Below are 18,127 nucleotides of genomic sequence, written 5' to 3'. Positions count from 1 at the left end.
AGTAAGTATGACCATTTCCCTACACCCTTCTACGCTACCTGCGGTGCTCTCGCCGGTATTGACTCCATTTAAAGAAGATGGCAGCCCAGATGCACAAAAATTACTGAAGCAATGCCAATGGCTAGAAGCCAATGGCGTAGGTCAGGCGATTTTTGGAACCAACTCAGAAGCAAACTCCATGTCTGCTCCACAGAAGATGGGCACATTAACAACCCTGATCGAGGGTGGATTAAACCCGGCACATATGATGCCAGGAACGGGTGCCACCTCCATTGATGCCACAGTCAATATGACTCGTCATGCTGTTCAGCACAAATGCGCTGGCGTATTGATGTTGCCACCGTTCTACTACAAAGATGTTACCGATGATGGGCTCTTTGCCTACTTCTCAGAAGTCATTCAAAAGGTGGGTGATGCGAGATTGCAGGTGTATATCTACAACATTCCGCCAGTGACCAAAATTAACTTGAGCCTTTCATTATTAGAGCGTCTAGCCAAGGAATATCCCAAGACCGTCGTCGGCATGAAAGATAGCTCTGGTGATTGGTCATATACAGAGTCCGTAATCAAGCTCTTAGCGCCATCTGGTTTCCGCGTTTACGCTGGTAGCGAAGTGTTCTTAATGCGCACCCTCCGTGCAGGTGGTGTTGGCTGCATCTCCGCCACCGCTAACGTAAACCCTAGGGCAATCGCAGAATTAGCGGCCCACTGGAGAGAATCTGACGCAGATCAACGTCAAATGGACTTGGATCAAGTACGCTCTATATTTGCTCAATATCAAATGATTGCCGGAATGAAAACTGCAGTTGCGCATTACAGCAAAGATTCTGAGTGGTTGCGCGTACGCCCGCCACTCATGCAATTGAGTGCAGACCAGCAAGCAAAGTTACTGGGTGAGTTACAAAAGATTAATTTCAGCATGCCAGGCCTTTAATTAAACAAACGTATAACAGGAGACAAAATAATGAAACTGATCAAAGTTATTGCCGTGTCACTCACCATGTTGTTCGGTGCAGCACAAGCACAAAACATTTCTATTGCAACCGGCGGTACTGGTGGCGTCTACTACCCAATGGGTGGCGGTCTCGCTTCAGTGCTTTCCAGCAAAGTACCTGGAATGTCGGCTACCGCTGAAGTGACTGGCGGCTCAGTAGATAACCTGAACCTCATCGGTACCGGTAAACCTTATGTTGGCTTCTCCATGGCAGATGCCGCTAAAGATGCGAAAGACGGCGAAGGTAAGTTTGCAAACAAGAAGGTGGATTTACGCACTCTCTTAGTTTTGTATCCTAATCTGATGCATGTGGTAACAGTGGACTCCACTGGGATCAAGTCCATGAAAGACCTAAAGGGCAAGCGCATTAGTACTGGTGCCCCAGGCAGCGCTACTGAAGTGATGGCATTTCGTTTGCTGGAAGCTGCAGGCCTTGATAAAGACAAAGATGTGAAACGCGAGCGCTTGAGCGTAGCGGAGTCGGTCAATGCCGTTAAAGATCGCAGCATTAATGCGTTTGCATTGCCTGGTGGGTTTATTGGCTTTCATACGGGGTTATTGGTTAGCGCTGAAACAGATTCAGAAGTAGCTTCAGTTATGGGGCATGAGACGGGGCATGTTTTACAGCGTCACCTGGCACGTCAGATGGATAAGCAAACCACCAATACGATGATTGCTTTGGCAGGCATATTGTTGGGCGCTTTAGCCGCCTCTCGCAATCCAGGCGCCGCTTCTGGTCTGATGCAGGGCGGTCAAGCCGTTGCAGTGAATAACCAGCTCTCCTATTCAAGGGATGCAGAGCGCGAGGCAGATCGTATCGGCTTTCAGATACTGGCCGCTAGTGGTTATGACGTCAATGGCGCACCAGGATTTTTTCAGCGCTTACAAAAAGCAACTGGAATTATGGATAGCGGGGTTCCTTCCTATGTGCGTACTCACCCCTTAACTACTGATCGCATTGCAGACATGCAGGATCGCGCTCGAAATATCGCCAATAGAAATGTACCGACATCGGTGGAGTTTTATTTCATAAAGGCACGTGCCCGCATGGAGCAATCTGGAAGCTCTAGTCAGATGTATGACTTAAAAAATACCTTTGAGGGTTTGAGCAAGCAGTCCGCCCCCGGAAAGCAGATGGAAGGTTTTTATGGGCTTGCATTGGTTGCTCAAAAACAAGGTAAGTTCGATCAGGCTTCAAGCTATTTGCAACAAGCACGCAATCTAGCTAATAGCGCTAGCGCACCTGGATCACCCATTCAGCGGCAAAGCCTTTCCTTGGATATCACTTCCTCTGAGCTGGCTTTGGCCAAAGGAAAAAATGAAGAGGCATTGCACATTGCCCAGGCAACTTTGAAGGCTTATCCACAGTCCTACGCAGCCGGTGCAGCAATGATGAATGCCTATCTCAAGCTAGGGCGAACGAATGATGCGATCGCGTGGTTAAAGGTCCGTACTAGGCTGCAGCCCAATGAGGTAGTGTGGTGGACCATGCTTTCTAATGCTTATGATCAAGCTAAGAATGTACCGATGCGCCATTACGCTCTCGGTGAAAAATATGCCCTTGAGGGTGCTTGGCCTTCGGCAATTGAGCAACTCAAAATAGCTAGATCCTCTGGAGGAGCTGATTTTTATCAAGCCTCTAGCATTGATGCACGCCTTCGCGAAATGCAAAAGCAATATCAGGAAGAGCTTAAGGAGCAGGGCAAGAATATGCCCAGCTAATTAATTGTTTGGCGCCTTGATGAAGTGAAAGCGCTTAGCTAATTCAGAAGAGTGAATAGGTTCAATGATCAGTTTCTTGCCATCCCATTGCCAAGAGCCTCTGAAGCTACAGGCATCCTCTTCTACTTTGGACTGATCTGAGAACAGATCTAAATCATGATCATGTAAGAGGGCAACTGATAGAGATTCTGTCTGAGTGAAGATGTTGGAATCGGCGTGATCAGGCAATGATTGTAGAAATAATCCAGTGATGTAGATATTACCTTTCTCATCACTTAGGGCGCCATGCGGTTTTATTTCTGTTCCGCACTGGGTTAATAGTTGAGGTCCATTTTCACTGGGAATGATTCTGGCAATCCATGGTGTGGCATCCAGGGTGATGAAAACTCTTTGAGGACCATTTTGAAAAAAATATCTTCCTAACGAATCATGGGCGTAATTTCTGGAAATAAATTCATTAAGGGCTACATGTTGAATCGTATTACCAGGCAGTTTATTTGCTTGGGCATACTCATCACGCATGCGCCATTGGCCTCGACGATCTAGTGCCAGCCAGCCAAAGCAATGGGGTACATTGGTCCATTTAATGAGAGACCGCAGTACTTGCTCATCCATGGGGCGGCAATCTTTTCACTGTCTTCTGGTTAATGCAATCCGTGTGGGGTTGATGGCGCATCAAAAGCATCTTCAGTTGAGTGGCTGGCATGGAGATGGGCAATACGCCAACCCTGACTATCTTGCAGTAAGACTAATGTAATGTTGAGAAAAAACGCCGCCTCAATTTGATCTGCTTTGAGATGCACTGCTTCAGTAGTGTCATAAACAGCAGCACCCAAAACAGAGTGACTCATGCAAGAAATCGGCTCAAGAAAGAGGGCTTGCTTGGCTAAAAGACGCTCTAGGCCTGCGCGAATTTCTGCATGGCCACTCAGACGTTGGCCTTCAGGCAGAACGCAGGTAATGGAATCATCATCTAGCCAGATAGCTAAAGCGCCTTTGACGTCACGATGCTTTAATGCATCACGCAATGCTTCCACTACTTCATCGGCATTATGAAAGAGTCTGGCAAGTTTAGACATGGCTTACTTTCTAGTGATTTTCTGCAACATTAATAAAGTGCTTGGATATTTCTCAATATGGTTTCTGGCGAGATATCTTTTAGGCATTTGAGGTGCCCAAGAGGACATTCTCTCTTATGGCAGGGGCTGCACGGCAAGTTGAGCCAAATGACTTTGGCTTTATCCGACAGTGGCGGGGTATGGTGAGGATCGCTAGAGCCAAAAATTGCTACCTGTGAAACCTTTAGCGCTGCGCCAATATGCATTAAGCCAGAGTCATTGCTGATCAACACCTTGCTCATCCCAATTAGCGCAATGGCTTCATCAAGTGAGGTGTTGCCACACCAGTTATGTATCTGAGTGGATTTCTGTGTTTGGGCTTGAATACTGACAGCTAAAGCATGATCCCCTTTGCTGCCCAAAAGAATGACATGGGCATCTGGTTCATTGCTGATTAATTGATCCGCGAGATTGGCAAAGTGCTCAGTAGGCCAGCGTTTTGTGGCACCGTACTCTGCGCCGGGGCAAAGTACATAAATGGATTTCTGATTGATGCAGGCTTCTTCGAGTTTTGTGCTGACCGATTGTTTAGCTACGGGCGATACATTGAGTTTGGGGCTTGCTGGCTTGCTGGCATTAGTCTCTTGCAAATGCTCTAGTGCATTACTGAGTGCAAGGTAATGATCCGCCATTGGTGGGCGATTGATTTTGCTGGGGTTATCTAAGGCAGTATTAATGAGTCCAAAACGCATCTCTCCTCGATAACCAATACGGACAGGAATATTAGCTAGCCATGGAATGAGTGCGGACTTAAGGCTGTTCGGCAATACAAAACAAGCCTGATATTGATTTGCTTCAACTTGCTTTGCTAGGAGCTTACGTAAACCCCATTGCAATTGCTTGTGTTCCAACTTGGCTTCGATAACTTGGCTCACTTCTGCGCAGGCTCGATAGATGGGGGCGACCCATGGACTTGCTAAAACATCAATCTGGCAGTGTGGATAAATAGTTTTGAGAGTCGCCAGCAGTGGCTGGGACATTACGGCATCCCCAATCCAATTAGGGGCAATGATCAGAATACGGTTCATATGAGGTATCCCGATACAGCACCCCGTGCTGGGGTGCTGATAGGCTTAGTGCCCGTGGGGCTCTGTGCCAGGAATGAGTTTGTACTCGGTGCCACAGTAAGGACACTTCGCTTGACCGGTTTTAGCAACATCTAAAAAAACGCGTGGATGTGAATTCCAGCTAGGGGTCTTATTGGTTGGACAATGTAATGGCAAATCTGTACCGCCATTAATCATCACAACTTGAGCTTCACTCATTTTCTGTTTTCCTATTACTTAACGTAAGTCAGCCAAGACTTGTACTGATCATTTCTGCCATAAACCGCATCAAAGTACGTCTTCTGAATTTTCTCGGTAATCGGACCACGCATGCCATCACCAATAGTGCGATCATCCAACTCACGAATTGGTGTTACTTCGGCTGCAGTACCAGTAAAGAATGCCTCATCGGCTGAATACACTTCATCGCGAGTAATGCGCTTCTCGCGTAATTCATATCCAAGGTCTTTGGCGATTTGCATAATGGAGTTACGGGTAATACCATCTAAACAAGATGCAAGATCTGGGGTGTAAACAATTCCATTGTTCACAATGAAAATATTTTCGCCAGAGCCTTCAGATACATAACCCTCTGTATCTAATAACAAGGCTTCATCGTAGCCATTCGCGGTTACTTCTTGGTTGGCCAGTATGGAGTTAATGTAGTAACCAGAGGCCTTAGCGCGAACTAGCGAGGAGTTTACAAAGTGACGAGTAAATGAGGAGGTTTTAACGCGGATACCCTTATTCAGGCCATCTTCACCTAAATATGCACCCCACTCCCAAGCAGCGATAGCGGTATGGATGGTGTTGCCTTTGGGGGAAATGCCGAGCTTTTCGGACCCAATAAAGATAATTGGGCGGATATAGCAGGCTTCCAGCTTATTGCTGTTCACTACATCGATGATGCCGCTGGTGATTTCTTCCGGGGTATAGGGCATATTCATCTGGAAAATCTTGGTTCCATTGAATAAGCGCTTGACGTGCTCAGAAAGGCGGAAAATAGCGGTGCCTTGGGGTGTTTTATAGGCGCGGATACCCTCAAATACCCCCATTCCGTAGTGGAGACTGTGGGTGAGCACATGAATATTGGCCTCACGCCAGGGAACTAGCTTCCCATCGGACCAAATAAAGCCATCGCGGTCGGACATCGACATTTTTTCTACCTTTTAAGTATCTATTAAATTGGGTGAAGCAATTCAGTAAAACGGAGCGTCAGGCCACTAGGGTGCCCCACGCCCTGGAATTCGTCCAAGCCTTTATTGTAGAGCAGGCAGCGCAGCCAGATAGCCCAATTCCTTTGGGGTGCTTAGCTCAGACGATTTAGAATGGAGCATTCCCCATAAACCACTAAATTTACCTATTCTCATGCCGGAATCTCTCTTCAAAGTAAAACGCCTTAGTGACCTAGCTAAAGCAGGCCTCCTAAAGGGAAAACGAGTGTTAATCCGTGCTGACCTCAATGTTCCCCAGGATGATGCAGGCAATATCACAGAAGACACCCGAATTAGAGCTTCTATGCCGGCAGTTCAAATGTGTTTGGACGCTGGCGCAGCTGTTATGGTCACTTCCCACTTGGGTCGTCCAACCGAGGGTATATTCAAGCCTGAAGATAGTTTGGCGCCAGTGGCTGATCGGATTGCCAGTCTCTTAAATCGCAAAGTCCCTTTAATTAGCGATTGGGTCGACGGTGGATTTGAAGTTCATCCGGGTGAATTGGTATTGCTCGAGAACTGCCGCCTCAATGTGGGTGAGAAAAAGAATACTGATGAGCTGGCTAAGAAGATTGCTGCTCTATGTGATGTGTATGTCAACGATGCTTTCGGGACTGCTCATCGTGCTGAAGCAACTACCCATGGCGTTGCAAAATTTGCTCCGATTGCCTGTGCGGGTCCGCTGATGGCTGCTGAATTAGATGCCTTGAGCCGTGCTCTAGCAAGCCCGAAGCGTCCTTTGGTGGCGATTGTTGCGGGCTCTAAGGTGTCTTCAAAACTCACCATCCTCAAAGCCTTGGCTGACAAAGTGGATGAGTTAATTGTGGGTGGCGGCATTGCCAATACCTTCATGTTGGCTAAAGGGTTGCCGATTGGTAAATCACTGGCTGAGCCAGACTTAGTTGACGAAGCTCGAGAAATTATGGAGATCATGGAAAAGCGTGGCGCGCATGTTCCTATCCCCGAAGACGTAGTTGTTGCAAATGAACTCTCCCCATTGGCGCGTGCAAACCGTGTTTCTGCTGATCAAGTAGCTGAAGACGACATGATTTTGGATATTGGCCCTAAAACCGCTGCGCGTTTATCTACCATGTTGGCGCATGCCGGTACGATTGTGTGGAACGGTCCTTTGGGCGTATTTGAAATTGATCAATTTGGCGGCGGCACCAAGATGCTGGCCGCAGCGATTGCACATTCACCAGCTTTTTCAATTGCTGGTGGCGGTGATACCTTAGCGGCAATTGCGAAGTACGGTATTGAGAATCAAGTGGATTACATCTCTACTGGTGGTGGTGCCTTCCTGGAGTTCTTGGAAGGTAAGACCTTGCCAGCTTTTGCGGTACTTGTTGAAAGAGCGAAAGACTAAAATGTTGAGAGCAACAAAGATCATTGCTACCTTAGGGCCTGCCTCAGAAAAACCCGAAGTATTGCGCGAGATGATTCGCGCAGGCGTAGATGTGGTGAGGATGAACTTTTCTCATGGCACTGTTGCTGACCATAAAGCACGTCACGACTTAGTGCGTAGCATTTCAGCAGAAGTCGGTAAGGAGGTTGGCATTATGGCTGATCTCCAGGGCCCAAAAATTCGCGTTGGTAAATTTGTTGATAGCAAAATTCTTTTAAAAGAAGGTGCGCAATTTATTTTGGATGTGGCTTGTCAGTTGGGTAATCAAGAGCGCGTGGGCTTAGATTACAAAGAGTTGCCGCAGGATGTAAAACCGGGTGATCGCCTCCTATTGAATGACGGCTTGGTAGTGCTGCGAGTAGAAAGCGTCCAGGGCGGAGAAATCTTTACTCTTGTAGAGCAGGGTGGTCCACTTTCTAATAACAAGGGCATTAACCGTGCTGGCGGTGGCTTGACAGCGCCAGCATTAACGGAAAAAGATATTTCCGATTTGGATGCGGCGATTGCGATGGGGGTGGATTTTCTAGCGATCAGTTTTCCAAAAGATGGTGCAGATATGGCCTATGCCCGAAAGTTGGCAGATGCAGCTAGTGCAAAGTATGGTGTTGGAAAAGTTCGTACGATCGCTAAGGTAGAGCGTGCTGAGGCAATTCTGCCTGATGCTCTGGATAGCATCATTGCTGAAAGCGACGGCATCATGGTTGCTCGCGGTGACTTGGCAATTGAGGTGGGTAATCCAGCGGTTCCTGCTTTGCAAAAGCGCATGATCAAGCTAGCTCTTGAGGCAGATAAATTCACGATCACTGCCACTCAGATGATGGAGTCCATGATTAATGCTCCAGTGCCAACGCGTGCCGAAGTGAGTGATGTGGCAAATGCAGTATTAGATGGTACGGATGCAGTCATGCTTTCCGCCGAATCTGCTGCGGGTATGTATCCAGTACAAACTATTAAAGCGATGGCCGAGATTTGTGTTGAAGCTGAAAAATCAGATCGCGTCAAGCTTGATACGGATTTCTTAGATCAAACTTTCTCACGCATTGATCAGACTATTGCCTTGGGCGCGCTATTTACGGCCCATCACCTAAATGCCAGTGCGATTGCAGCATTGACTGACTCTGGATCTACCGCAGTGTGGATGAGTCGTCACAATATTCATTTGCCTATCTTTGCTTTAACTTCAAAGATTGCAACGCAACGCGCCTTGAGCACTTATCGCAATGTGTTTCCAATCGGCCTGGACTACACCAAGCAACGTGATACTGCTTTGCAAGAGGTAGAAGATTGCTTGAAGAAGTTGGGCGCGGTGAAGAAGGGCGACATTGTTGTTCTGACCTCCGGTGAGCCGATGGGTGAACCAGGCGGCACGAATTCACTCAAAATTATTCAAGTGAAGTAATTCATTTTTTCAGTATGTATTCAATCATTTATCACTAACATTTCAATTAAGAGACCATCATGGCTTTAGTATCTTTACGACAACTCTTGGATCACGCTGCTGAAAACGGCTACGGCTTGCCTGCATTTAACGTTAATAATTTAGAGCAAGTAACGGCGATCATGGAGGCCGCGCATGAAGCCGATTCTCCAGTCATCATGCAGGCTTCTGCTGGTGCCCGTAAATATGCCGGTGAATCCTTCTTGCGCCACCTGATTTCTGCTGCAGTTGAGGCTTATCCGCATATCCCTGTCGTGATGCATCAAGATCACGGTCAAAGCCCCGCGGTCTGTATGGCTGCAATTAAGAGTGGCTTTACTAGTGTGATGATGGATGGTTCCTTAGAGGCTGATGGTAAGACTGTCGCTAGCTATGAATACAACGTCGATGTTTCCAGGGAGGTGGTGAAGTTCTCCCACTCTATCGGGGTTACTGTTGAGGCTGAACTGGGCGTTTTGGGTTCATTGGAAACCATGCAGGGTGATAAGGAAGATGGTCATGGTGCTGATGGCAAGATGACGCGTGAGCAGTTATTGACTGACGTTGAGCAAGCGGCTGATTTTGTTAAGGCAACTCAGTGCGATGCCCTGGCTATCGCTATTGGTACAAGTCATGGCGCTTATAAATTTACCAAGAAGCCTACAGGCGATATCTTAGCAATCGAGCGCATCAAAGAAATTCATACTCGTATCCCGAATACGCATTTGGTAATGCACGGATCTTCAAGCGTTCCACAAGAATTGCTCGCAGAGATTCGTGAGTTCGGTGGTGACATGAAAGAAACTTACGGTGTGCCAGTTGAAGAAATTCAAGAGGGCATTAAGAACGGTGTGCGAAAGATTAATATCGATACTGATATCCGCCTGGCGATGACTGGAGCTATCCGCCGCTACCTCTTTGAGAATCCAAGCAAGTTTGATCCCCGTGATTACCTCAAGCCTGCGCGTGAAGCCGCCAAGAAGGTGTGTATTGCGCGCTTCAATGCATTTGGTAGCTCAGGTCAAGCATCCAAAATTAAGCCGATTCCTTTAGAGAAAATGGCTGAGCTGTATAAGAGTGGCAAATTAGCCCAGATTGTGAAGTGAGATAAATATGCCAGCTTTGTATGCCACCTCAATTAAGTCCCTGCCTTTGCTCTCCAAAGGAAAAGTGCGTGATGTCTACGCACTCGGTGATGACAAGTTGCTAATGGTCACTACCGATCGTTTATCTGCCTTTGACGTAGTCATGGGTCAGCCCATTCCTGAGAAGGGAATTGTGCTTAATCAAATGGCGAACTTTTGGTTTGAAAAGCTGGCTGATGTTATTCCAAATCATTTGACTGGCATTGATCCTGTTAGTGTGGTGCCTGCTGACGAAGTAGATCAAGTGCTAGGTCGTGCAGTAGTTGCAAAACGCCTCAAGCCAATTTTGGTGGAAGCGGTAGTGCGTGGCTATCTCGCTGGCAGTGGTTGGAAGGATTACAAAGAAACTGGCAAGGTTTGCGGTATTGCATTGCCGGAAGGTTTAGAAAATGCTCAGAAGTTGCCTGAGCCCATCTTTACCCCTGCCGCAAAAGCAGAAATGGGTGAGCATGATGAGAATATCTCTTTTGACAAAGTAATTGAGATGATTGGTGAGAAGTTGGCCAATCAAATTCGTGAAGTCAGTATTCGTTTGTATAAAGAAGCCTCTGACTATGCTGCGACACGTGGGATCATCATTGCTGATACCAAGTTTGAATTTGGTTTAGATGATGCTGGACAGCTGGTGTTAATGGATGAGATTCTGACTGCTGACTCTTCACGCTTTTGGCCTGCTGAAACCTATTACGTGGGCGCAAATCCGCCCTCTTACGACAAGCAATTTGTTCGGGATTGGCTCGAAACAGCCATGGTAGATGGCAAGCTTTGGCCAAAAACAGCTCCCGCACCTGCTTTGCCAGCTGATGTGATTGATAAAACGGCGGAAAAGTACCGCGAAGCCCTGTCTCGTTTAACTAAGGCCTAATTTCCTGGGCCCCTAAAAAGGCTGGGATAATAGCGTCTTAGATAAATTAACTAAGTTAGATTAGGGTATTTGGAGAAGTGGATGAGTAAGAAGCCAATAGTCGGGATAGTGATGGGTTCCAATTCAGATTGGGACACTATGCAACACGCCGCTCAAATACTGGAGCAATTTGGTATCGCTCATGAGGCTAAAGTTCTCTCTGCCCACCGCATGCCTGATGACATGTTCCAGTACGCAGAAAATGCCCGTACAAATGGCCTACAGGCAATTATTGCTGGCGCTGGTGGTGCCGCACATTTACCAGGCATGCTCGCCTCCAAAACAATTGTTCCGATTTACGGTGTTCCAGTTGCTAGCAAGTATCTTCGTGGTGAAGATTCTCTTTACTCCATAGTCCAGATGCCTAAAGGTGTTCCAGTAGCGACATTTGCTATTGGTGAAGCGGGCGCAGCCAATGCAGCTTTGCATGTGATTGCTAATTTGGCTGTTAATGACCCTGCTTTGGCAAAGCAGTTAGAAGAGTTTCGTGCGAAGCAGTCCGATACTGCTCGCTCGATGAATTTGCCGGGATATTAAAAAGATGGTAGATCGCATGGAGCCCATTTTGCCGGGTTCGTATTTAGGAATTCTGGGTGGCGGTCAATTGGGGCGGATGTTTACACAAGCTGCTCAAGCGATGGGGTACAAGGTTTGCGTTCTCGATCCAGGCGCGGACAGTCCTGCAGGCTCCATTGCTGAAAAATTTATTCAAGCTGATTACACCAACTCTGCTGCTCTAAAAGAGATGGCGGGATTATGTAAATCTGTGAGTACCGAATTTGAAAATGTTCCTGCTCAAGCTTTGGATGAGTTGGAATCTTTGGGTGTCTTTGTGGCACCCCGTAGTAGCTGCGTATCTTTAGCTCAAAATCGGGTCGCTGAGAAAAAATTCTTGGCTACCTGGAAAGCGGAGACCAACATTGGCCCAGCGCCTTACTGTGTAGTCGAGCGTGATGCAGATATTGCACATGTACCTCCAGATCTTTTCCCTGGAATTTTGAAGACCGCTCGCATGGGTTATGACGGCAAAGGTCAAATAACTGTTTATGAATCCGCGAACTTGGCTGCTGCTTGGGCTGAGTTGGGTAAAGTACCTTGCGTGCTTGAAAAGCGGATGGATTTAGATTTTGAAGTTTCTGCTTTGGTAGTGCGTGGCTATGATGATGCCGTGGTGGCCTATCCTGTTTCTCAGAATATCCATCGTGACGGTATCCTGCACACCTCAACTGTACCAGCGCCATCACTGAAGTCTCCGCAAGAAAAAAAGATTATTGAAGCCGCTAAAGCGCTCATTCGGAAGATCGATTATGTGGGTGTTTTATGCGTCGAATTCTTTGTGCTTAAGAGTGGCGATATTGTGGCGAACGAGATTGCACCACGCCCCCACAATTCTGGTCACTACACTATGGATGCTTGTGTGAGCAGTCAGTTTGAGCAGCAGGTCAGAAGTATGGCGCGCTTGCCCTTAGGTGATACCCGTTTACTAGCCCCAGTTTCTATGTTGAATCTGTTGGGCGACCTTTGGTATGAGGGTAGCGAAGATAAAGCAAGAGAGCCCGCCTGGAATCAGGTACTTTCTCATCCTGATGCTAAGTTGCACTTATATGGCAAGGCTGATCCACGCATGGGTCGCAAGATGGGGCATATTAATTGTTTGGGTGAATCGCTCAATCAAGCCCGTCAAAATTGCGCTGCTGTCGCTGTTGAATTAGGGATAGAGCCCTAGAAATGTCCAGTGATAGTAGCTCACTGCAATCAGCTGCGGTGATTAATGAGGCAGTGCAATCTTTGCGCGATGGTGGTTTGGTCGCCTTTCCTACTGAGACGGTCTATGGTTTGGGCGCGGATGCGAAGAACCCTGACGCAATCAAAAAGATTTTTACTGCCAAAGGTAGGCCCTCCAATCATCCACTGATTGTTCATTTAGCGGCCCCTGATAAATTCGATCAGGATCAGGTTGATTGGGTTCCGGTACTCGCTCCTTGGGTGAGAGATCTATCAGAAGATGCGCTCAAGCTCATGAATACATTTTGGCCGGGTCCGCTAACACTGGTTTTCAAAAAAGATAAAAGTGTTTTGACTGAGCTTACGGGTGGTCAGGATACGGTAGCGATTCGTGCACCCGCTCATCCCATTGCCCAAGAATTGCTACGTAAATTTAAAGGTGGGGTTGTTGCCCCTTCGGCAAATCTATTTGGCAAGGTGTCGCCAACCAGTGCAGCAGACGTCCGTAGCGAGTTTGAGGGCATGCTAGATCTGATGATTTTGGATGGTGGTGATTGCGAAGTGGGAATTGAATCGACGATCATTGATTTATCTTCGGGTAATCGTGCAGTCTTGTTGCGACCAGGCCATATTACCCCTAGTGAAATTTTTGCCAAAACGGGCATCAAGGTGTACCTGCCTGGAGAGGGTAATGTTGGCGAGCAGGATGTCACTCCGCCAAGGGTATCGGGAAGTCTGCGTGCGCATTATGCCCCGACAACCCCATTAAGAATGTATGCATCAGGAAGAGTATTGGATGCGCTCAGTGAGTTTCCGGATATTAAGTCACGAGTAGCGGTTGCGGTGTGGGATTCAGATTCTTCATTGGGTGAAGATGGGCATCCATCAGTACATTTTGAGGAAGTGATTGTTCCCAGTGATAGCACTACATTTGCAAGTCGTTTATATCGCTCTTTACGGGACCTTGATCAGCAAGGTTGGGATTTAATTTTGTTTCCAGAACCGCCTGTAGGCGAAGAGTGGGATGGCGTGAGAGATCGACTTCAGCGAGCCTGTATTGGTTCCGGACCATCGTCTAGTAGCCACGCCAATAGTTGATCGTGTGCCTCTAAACCTCTCCAAGCGTTGGGGTGGTTAATAAAGGAAGTTACGGCGTACATCTTTCCAGATTTACTCATCACGTAGCCTGAGATTGCCCTGACATCAGCGAGGGAGCCAGTTTTAATGCGGGCTTCAGGCTTTTTCTTCAAATGCAGAAATTTTCGCAAATGTGCCATCAGGCGATTTCTCATGGTGCCATCCGTTCCTGCAATTGGCAGGCTGTTATAAAAAGTATCACCTACAGACAGATTGCGGGCCGCAACGAGTAATTGATTCATGTGCTCCGCGGAGATTACCTCGTTACGAGATAGGCCGGAACCATTTTCAATCACCAGCTCTGGAAATTGCAAGCCCAAGCCCTTCAGCCAACTCTGAATAACAAGCTCACCATTTTCAGTCGTTGCTGGCTTCCCCATTTTTTCCAAAGCTAAGGTCAGCATCAGTTGCCGCGCCATCACATTGTTGGAATACTTGTTGATGTCCAGCACATCATCTGCAAGGGCGATACCTTCAAACTGCAGTAGCAAGCGCGCCGCTAAGGGAACGTTGCTAGATGTTCCAGTGGGCGCTTGCACCCAGGCACCTCCTGCCAATTCCCATGCTGCAGAAAATCCTTGAGTCAAGAAGGTATTAGCATCTAAAGCGACAACGTTGTAGTTCACTCCCTTACAGGCACTAGGGAAGCTGCCAGAGAACTGCGCGATGAGGAGTTGATTGGTGGAGACCCTATCCCCTTCGGGATCTAAGTTAAAGCGAATATTGCTTTTCCAGCTATCGCAGGATTGATCAACCAATTGCATTTGGTTGATCACTTTGAGTTGTGAGAGTGGTGGCGTGTAGCCAATATCAATGAAGTCTGCTGTGCTTGATTTGCCTAGCTGAAAGGAGAGGGTTCTAAAGGCATATAGCAAAGGGTCTGGTGGAACGTTGTAGGCCCGTAAGGATTCACCATCAATGGTGTTGTGCTCCATCACATTGGGAGCATAGGCGCTTCTATCAAAAAATAAATTGCCATCAATTTTTTGAATGCCGAGATTTTTCAAGGCCTTCATCATTTTGGCCAACTCTTCGGGGACTAGTTTTGGGTCACCCGTGCCTTGCAAATAGAGATTACCTTTGAGAGTCCCTTGCCGAATAAGTCCATCGGTATAGAGATTAGTCCGCCAACGATATTGAGGACCCAAGACATCTAGACCAGTAAGTGTGGTCACCAGCTTCATTGTTGAAGCGGGATTCATCGCCTGCTGAGAGCGCCAATCCAATTCTGTTTTAGATGTTATTTTTCCAGGGCGACCTGGCTCAATTTTTACTACGGAAATGCTGATTGCTTCTTTGGGAATTTGGTTTTTTTCAAGGCTGGCAGCGACTGTCTTGGGGATGTACTGCAGCGCAGTCTCTTGAGCAACCAAGTCAGCAGAGTGGGCTTGGGTTGCTAGCAGTAGACCGGCCCATAGGAAATTCAATAGACCGAGGGCGGGGGGCTGGAAAAATTGGGCACGCATTCCCCATAGGATAAACCTTGGTGTTCTTCAAGCGCTTCGCTACTAAGTCCAAGCCTTTACAAGCCTGTACAGCCTGGATTTGGGGCTCATCAGCATTCTCCAATCATTGAATAGCCAGTCTAGGCATGACAGATTGGAGTAGTAAGGGCTTAAGGCTTATTTATTCGCAGGAAGCTACCTACTTACTCACCCATATTAAATAAAGAGCGGGAAGTCCAAGACGGTATGCATCCATCTCAGAAGTCGATGACTGCATAAATCAATAAGTTACAAATTTATAGTCATCTATCTCGAAACCACTTCATCAAATATCTTGGAAATTTTCCCGATTGACGTTGGGCTAGTTCCAGTCAAATTAAGTGCGAAAAAAAACCCAGGAAGAATCCTGGGTTTTTAATAATGATCTAAGGACTATTAAGCTGCTTGGATATTGCTAGCTTGTTTGCCTTTAGGACCTTGAGTAACATCAAACGTTACTTTTTGGTTTTCCTGGAGGGTTTTGAAACCACCCATATTGATTGCGCTGAAATGCGCGAACAACTCTTCATCACCATCATCAGGTTTGATAAAGCCAAAACCTTTTGCATCATTGAACCACTTAACAATTCCGGTCGCCATGCGAACTCCATTACATAAACTTAAAACAACCGTGATGAGGGTGAATACTTTTTAATCAGTCTCGCTCTACAACACGCCTAAATAGGACCTCAAATGAAGCCTACCCCCCAATTGTTTGCCCTTTATGCTTGGGTGTCAAGAGGTTATTTAGAGGAATTGATTTAAAAGGCCATTTATCGTCCGTAATTGAGGTTTAGACCCGCTATTTCAAATAAATCAGTGGGTTAGGAAAAATCTCGCAAAGGGCATTATTGTCAAATCTGCAACATAAATTAAGATTTTTCCGGTTTTCTGCAAAGTAAGTTGAGATTTTTCTTAACGAAACCCACTTAATGACAGGTTTACCGAAGCTTTAGGCAGGCCAATTGCCAAAGAAATCATCAGGAGGCGCTTAAAACCTATTTTTGTAATATAAATTTACCAAAGCTAAAGACAGAGTTTGGCCCTAAGACTTGTGGCTCTTTCCTGCTCGGGATTTTGGCGGGCATCTTAACCGGCTGCTTATGCTCTTGCGCTCTCACTAGTTTAGCCCCAAGGGTCTCAAGAGTGGGGTCAATCTTAATAGGGGTATTAGCAAGAATGTGATGAAGCGTAATTTGCGACATTTGGTTTTGCATTTGCGCCTCTAAATTGACCCATAGCTGTGCGCTAAGGCCGTGTACCAGAGCTTGAGGATCGATCGTAGCGTCAACAATATCTTTAACAGAAATATCCCCTAGTTTTTTCGCTAAAGAGTAGCCACCACCAGGGCCTCGATGACTATAAATCAGTCCGGCAGCCTTGAGTTTGGAGAATATAAGCTCAAGATAGGAGTGAGAAACACCCAGCCTCTTGCTGACAACGGGCAAGGAAATCGCATATCCTCTTTCTGTATGTCCAGCGATGTCGAGCATGGCATCAACTGCAATTTTGCATTTGGCGGTAATTCTCATGAGTTAAATATACCGCAAGCATGAGTAATCCGAAATAATTCATGCGGTTGAGACAAAACCTAATAAAAAAACAAAGACTTATGGTACTCAGGGGTTGAATTGTTGTCGGTAATTGCATTCGAGACCCACTAATTCAAAAGAATCAATTGCTTAATGAAAATCTCGCAAGGTTGCCGCTTGCCAAAGCTGCAACACAACCTGAGATTCTTCCGGTTTTCTGCAATCTAAGTTGAGATTTTTCGGACCTACTGACCACATTTATACCTACTTTTTCAAGTCTCGATAAAAGTTTTCATGGGGGCCTACCGCCTCCAATGTTATTAATTCAACTATGTCATTTACAGAGTAGCCCATCAAAAAAAGCTGGTTTTGGCTATGGAACTTGTAAACATAGAGATTGGCTAAATCGCCTCTTTTCTTTTCGCCAAGAGTTGGGTCCTCAGCTATCTGCAATACCGCCTCATCAACATCAACCACAATATTGTCGTGAAGCTTTTTATAAGAGCGACTAAAACGCCGTGTTTGTAGAACGCCGAACGCCATTAATTCGCCTTGCTCCTAGGGACAAATGGCGTTAGATCATCCCGCGGCTCAGATAGGGAGGCTAAAGAATCGGCTACAAAAGTAACTGGTAGGTCGGGGTTATCTAAAGCGGCTCTACCAACCATCGCCCAAAATTCAATTTGTCCGGCAATGGTTCTGCGCTCAATTTGAGCCTCCGTCTTAGCTTGCTCATATAGTGAATCGTCAATTCTTACAGGCATTCCCATGATATTTCTCCCCTTTGTAACATTTTACTACATTTGTAGTAATTAGGATTTAGTTTGGAGAATCTCAAATTCAATTGCGGACGACAATAGTACTCAGCGGTTGAATCTCATTTTGCTCTGCAAAAATCTCAAGTTGCGTTGCGGACGACATGAATCTTAAGTTGCTATCGTTCGCAGTTTAAGTTGGTACTGTAGATTCCATTAAATTCAATGACTTAGGAAGAATACCGAAATGCCGATTTGGGGCGAATTCGCAGTCTAAGTTGGGAGTTTGCTAACTTTCCGAAGCTTAAGTTGGGATTTTGCTAAACAGACCAAGGAAATTAAGGCTGGAGTAGCCGTTTAATGCAAATAATTAATGAATTAAGATGATTTAGGTAGAAATTAAACGGCAATATAACGCCAATAGTAGACTGGAAAACCGCAATGGAGATGCAAATTGGCGAGGGCTGGATAAAAGGCTTAAAGAAAATTAATGTACTTCTTGGGAGAAATGGTGCCGTTAAGAGTCGAT

At 46.5% G+C, this 18,127-nt stretch carries 19 protein-coding genes; 9 read left to right on the top strand and 10 right to left on the bottom strand.

Translation table 11 applies throughout. The features are described 5' to 3' along the window. Window positions 1-7 precede the first annotated feature (7 nt). The gene (locus CBI30_RS04040) at window positions 8-934 is read left to right on the top strand and encodes a dihydrodipicolinate synthase family protein (RefSeq protein WP_088527046.1); all 927 of its coding nucleotides are present in this window, start codon (window positions 8-10) and stop codon (window positions 932-934) included. 30 nt (window positions 935-964) lie between these two features. Next, the gene (locus CBI30_RS04035) at window positions 965-2,716 is read left to right on the top strand and encodes a TAXI family TRAP transporter solute-binding subunit (protein ID WP_088527045.1); all 1,752 of its coding nucleotides are present in this window, start codon (window positions 965-967) and stop codon (window positions 2,714-2,716) included. On the opposite strand, the gene CBI30_RS04030 is transcribed toward CBI30_RS04035, so the two are convergent. Genes CBI30_RS04030 through CBI30_RS04010 form a run of 5 tightly spaced genes read right to left on the bottom strand, consistent with a single transcriptional unit; the run spans window position 2,717 to window position 6,037 of the window. Next, complete coding sequence (locus CBI30_RS04030) at window positions 2,717-3,331, bottom strand: DUF2946 family protein (protein ID WP_088527044.1); 615 nt, start codon at window positions 3,329-3,331, stop codon at window positions 2,717-2,719. 29 nt (window positions 3,332-3,360) lie between these two features. Next, window positions 3,361-3,795, bottom strand: a complete 435-nt coding sequence (locus tag CBI30_RS04025; RefSeq protein WP_088527043.1) for a YybH family protein — start codon at window positions 3,793-3,795, stop codon at window positions 3,361-3,363. Between the two features lie 29 nt (window positions 3,796-3,824). Next, window positions 3,825-4,862: a lipopolysaccharide heptosyltransferase II gene (waaF, locus tag CBI30_RS04020; RefSeq protein WP_088527042.1), complete on the bottom strand. Its 1,038-nt coding sequence runs from the start codon at window positions 4,860-4,862 to the stop codon at window positions 3,825-3,827. Window positions 4,863-4,907: 45 nt separating this feature from the next. Beyond that, window positions 4,908-5,099 (bottom strand): zinc-finger domain-containing protein, encoded by a 192-nt coding sequence (locus CBI30_RS04015; RefSeq protein ID WP_088527041.1) that lies wholly within the window; start codon window positions 5,097-5,099, stop codon window positions 4,908-4,910. Window positions 5,100-5,113: 14 nt separating this feature from the next. Further along, complete coding sequence (locus CBI30_RS04010; protein ID WP_088527040.1) at window positions 5,114-6,037, bottom strand: branched-chain amino acid transaminase; 924 nt, start codon at window positions 6,035-6,037, stop codon at window positions 5,114-5,116. A 211-nt stretch (window positions 6,038-6,248) separates the two neighbouring features. Here CBI30_RS04010 and CBI30_RS04005 point away from each other — a divergent pair, with 211 nt between their 5' ends. The 7 genes from CBI30_RS04005 to CBI30_RS03975 all read left to right on the top strand — a co-directional run bounded on the left by CBI30_RS04005 (window position 6,249) and on the right by CBI30_RS03975 (window position 13,788). Continuing rightward, the gene (locus CBI30_RS04005; protein WP_088527039.1) at window positions 6,249-7,460 is read left to right on the top strand and encodes a phosphoglycerate kinase; all 1,212 of its coding nucleotides are present in this window, start codon (window positions 6,249-6,251) and stop codon (window positions 7,458-7,460) included. Between the two features lies 1 nt (window position 7,461). Then, window positions 7,462-8,898, top strand: a complete 1,437-nt coding sequence (gene pyk, locus CBI30_RS04000; protein WP_088527038.1) for a pyruvate kinase — start codon at window positions 7,462-7,464, stop codon at window positions 8,896-8,898. 59 nt (window positions 8,899-8,957) lie between these two features. Continuing rightward, window positions 8,958-10,022 carry a class II fructose-bisphosphate aldolase gene (gene fba / locus CBI30_RS03995; protein ID WP_015421964.1) on the top strand — a complete coding sequence of 355 codons (1,065 nt, stop codon included), beginning with the start codon at window positions 8,958-8,960 and terminating at the stop codon, window positions 10,020-10,022. A 7-nt stretch (window positions 10,023-10,029) separates the two neighbouring features. Next, the gene (locus CBI30_RS03990; RefSeq protein ID WP_088527037.1) at window positions 10,030-10,926 is read left to right on the top strand and encodes a phosphoribosylaminoimidazolesuccinocarboxamide synthase; all 897 of its coding nucleotides are present in this window, start codon (window positions 10,030-10,032) and stop codon (window positions 10,924-10,926) included. Window positions 10,927-11,007: 81 nt separating this feature from the next. Further along, window positions 11,008-11,502: a 5-(carboxyamino)imidazole ribonucleotide mutase gene (purE, locus tag CBI30_RS03985; RefSeq protein WP_088527036.1), complete on the top strand. Its 495-nt coding sequence runs from the start codon at window positions 11,008-11,010 to the stop codon at window positions 11,500-11,502. Between the two features lie 4 nt (window positions 11,503-11,506). Continuing rightward, window positions 11,507-12,691, top strand: a complete 1,185-nt coding sequence (locus CBI30_RS03980; RefSeq protein ID WP_088527035.1) for a 5-(carboxyamino)imidazole ribonucleotide synthase — start codon at window positions 11,507-11,509, stop codon at window positions 12,689-12,691. Window positions 12,692-12,693: 2 nt separating this feature from the next. Then, a complete protein-coding gene (locus CBI30_RS03975; RefSeq protein WP_088527034.1) occupies window positions 12,694-13,788 on the top strand; it encodes an L-threonylcarbamoyladenylate synthase in 1,095 nt (364 codons plus the stop codon). Here the strand turns inward: CBI30_RS03975 and dacB are convergent. From dacB to CBI30_RS03950, 5 genes are all read right to left on the bottom strand, one after another. Beyond that, a complete protein-coding gene (gene dacB, locus CBI30_RS03970) occupies window positions 13,734-15,293 on the bottom strand; it encodes a D-alanyl-D-alanine carboxypeptidase/D-alanyl-D-alanine endopeptidase (protein WP_206075564.1) in 1,560 nt (519 codons plus the stop codon). The two genes, CBI30_RS03975 and dacB, sit on opposite strands and share 55 nt — an antisense overlap. 414 nt (window positions 15,294-15,707) lie before the next feature. After that, a complete protein-coding gene (locus CBI30_RS03965; protein WP_088527033.1) occupies window positions 15,708-15,911 on the bottom strand; it encodes a cold-shock protein in 204 nt (67 codons plus the stop codon). Window positions 15,912-16,309: 398 nt separating this feature from the next. Further along, window positions 16,310-16,843, bottom strand: a complete 534-nt coding sequence (locus CBI30_RS03960) for an RrF2 family transcriptional regulator (protein ID WP_088527032.1) — start codon at window positions 16,841-16,843, stop codon at window positions 16,310-16,312. 264 nt (window positions 16,844-17,107) lie between these two features. Beyond that, a complete protein-coding gene (locus tag CBI30_RS03955) occupies window positions 17,108-17,386 on the bottom strand; it encodes a type II toxin-antitoxin system RelE/ParE family toxin (protein WP_088527031.1) in 279 nt (92 codons plus the stop codon). Next, window positions 17,386-17,613: a ParD-like family protein gene (locus tag CBI30_RS03950; RefSeq protein WP_088527030.1), complete on the bottom strand. Its 228-nt coding sequence runs from the start codon at window positions 17,611-17,613 to the stop codon at window positions 17,386-17,388. The genes CBI30_RS03955 and CBI30_RS03950 overlap by 1 nt, the downstream gene beginning before the upstream one ends. Between the last annotated feature and the right edge of the window lie 514 nt (window positions 17,614-18,127).

This window comes from Polynucleobacter aenigmaticus (assembly GCF_002206635.1).
Lineage (GTDB): Bacteria > Pseudomonadota > Gammaproteobacteria > Burkholderiales > Burkholderiaceae > Polynucleobacter > Polynucleobacter aenigmaticus.
This window is presented reverse-complemented; position numbering and strand designations above follow the sequence as displayed.

Bases quoted from the DNA above. Each gene is read 5' to 3' on its own strand.
- CBI30_RS04010 (WP_088527040.1), bottom strand. From the start codon at position 6,037: ATGTCGATGTCCGACCGCGATGGCTTTATTTGGTCCGATGGGAAGCTA.
- CBI30_RS04030 (WP_088527044.1), bottom strand. From the start codon at position 3,331: ATGGATGAGCAAGTACTGCGGTCTCTCATTAAATGGACCAATGTACCC.
- CBI30_RS04025 (WP_088527043.1), bottom strand. From the start codon at position 3,795: ATGTCTAAACTTGCCAGACTCTTTCATAATGCCGATGAAGTAGTGGAA.
- CBI30_RS03960 (WP_088527032.1), bottom strand. From the start codon at position 16,843: ATGAGAATTACCGCCAAATGCAAAATTGCAGTTGATGCCATGCTCGAC.
- CBI30_RS03980 (WP_088527035.1), top strand. From the start codon at position 11,507: ATGGTAGATCGCATGGAGCCCATTTTGCCGGGTTCGTATTTAGGAATT.
- CBI30_RS04015 (WP_088527041.1), bottom strand. From the start codon at position 5,099: ATGAGTGAAGCTCAAGTTGTGATGATTAATGGCGGTACAGATTTGCCA.
- CBI30_RS04035 (WP_088527045.1), top strand. From the start codon at position 965: ATGAAACTGATCAAAGTTATTGCCGTGTCACTCACCATGTTGTTCGGT.
- CBI30_RS03950 (WP_088527030.1), bottom strand. From the start codon at position 17,613: ATGGGAATGCCTGTAAGAATTGACGATTCACTATATGAGCAAGCTAAG.
- CBI30_RS03955 (WP_088527031.1), bottom strand. From the start codon at position 17,386: ATGGCGTTCGGCGTTCTACAAACACGGCGTTTTAGTCGCTCTTATAAA.
- fba (WP_015421964.1), top strand. From the start codon at position 8,958: ATGGCTTTAGTATCTTTACGACAACTCTTGGATCACGCTGCTGAAAAC.
- CBI30_RS04040 (WP_088527046.1), top strand. From the start codon at position 8: ATGACCATTTCCCTACACCCTTCTACGCTACCTGCGGTGCTCTCGCCG.
- purE (WP_088527036.1), top strand. From the start codon at position 11,008: ATGAGTAAGAAGCCAATAGTCGGGATAGTGATGGGTTCCAATTCAGAT.
- dacB (WP_206075564.1), bottom strand. From the start codon at position 15,293: ATGCGTGCCCAATTTTTCCAGCCCCCCGCCCTCGGTCTATTGAATTTC.
- waaF (WP_088527042.1), bottom strand. From the start codon at position 4,862: ATGAACCGTATTCTGATCATTGCCCCTAATTGGATTGGGGATGCCGTA.
- CBI30_RS03975 (WP_088527034.1), top strand. From the start codon at position 12,694: ATGTCCAGTGATAGTAGCTCACTGCAATCAGCTGCGGTGATTAATGAG.
- CBI30_RS03965 (WP_088527033.1), bottom strand. From the start codon at position 15,911: ATGGCGACCGGAATTGTTAAGTGGTTCAATGATGCAAAAGGTTTTGGC.
- pyk (WP_088527038.1), top strand. From the start codon at position 7,462: ATGTTGAGAGCAACAAAGATCATTGCTACCTTAGGGCCTGCCTCAGAA.
- CBI30_RS04005 (WP_088527039.1), top strand. From the start codon at position 6,249: ATGCCGGAATCTCTCTTCAAAGTAAAACGCCTTAGTGACCTAGCTAAA.
- CBI30_RS03990 (WP_088527037.1), top strand. From the start codon at position 10,030: ATGCCAGCTTTGTATGCCACCTCAATTAAGTCCCTGCCTTTGCTCTCC.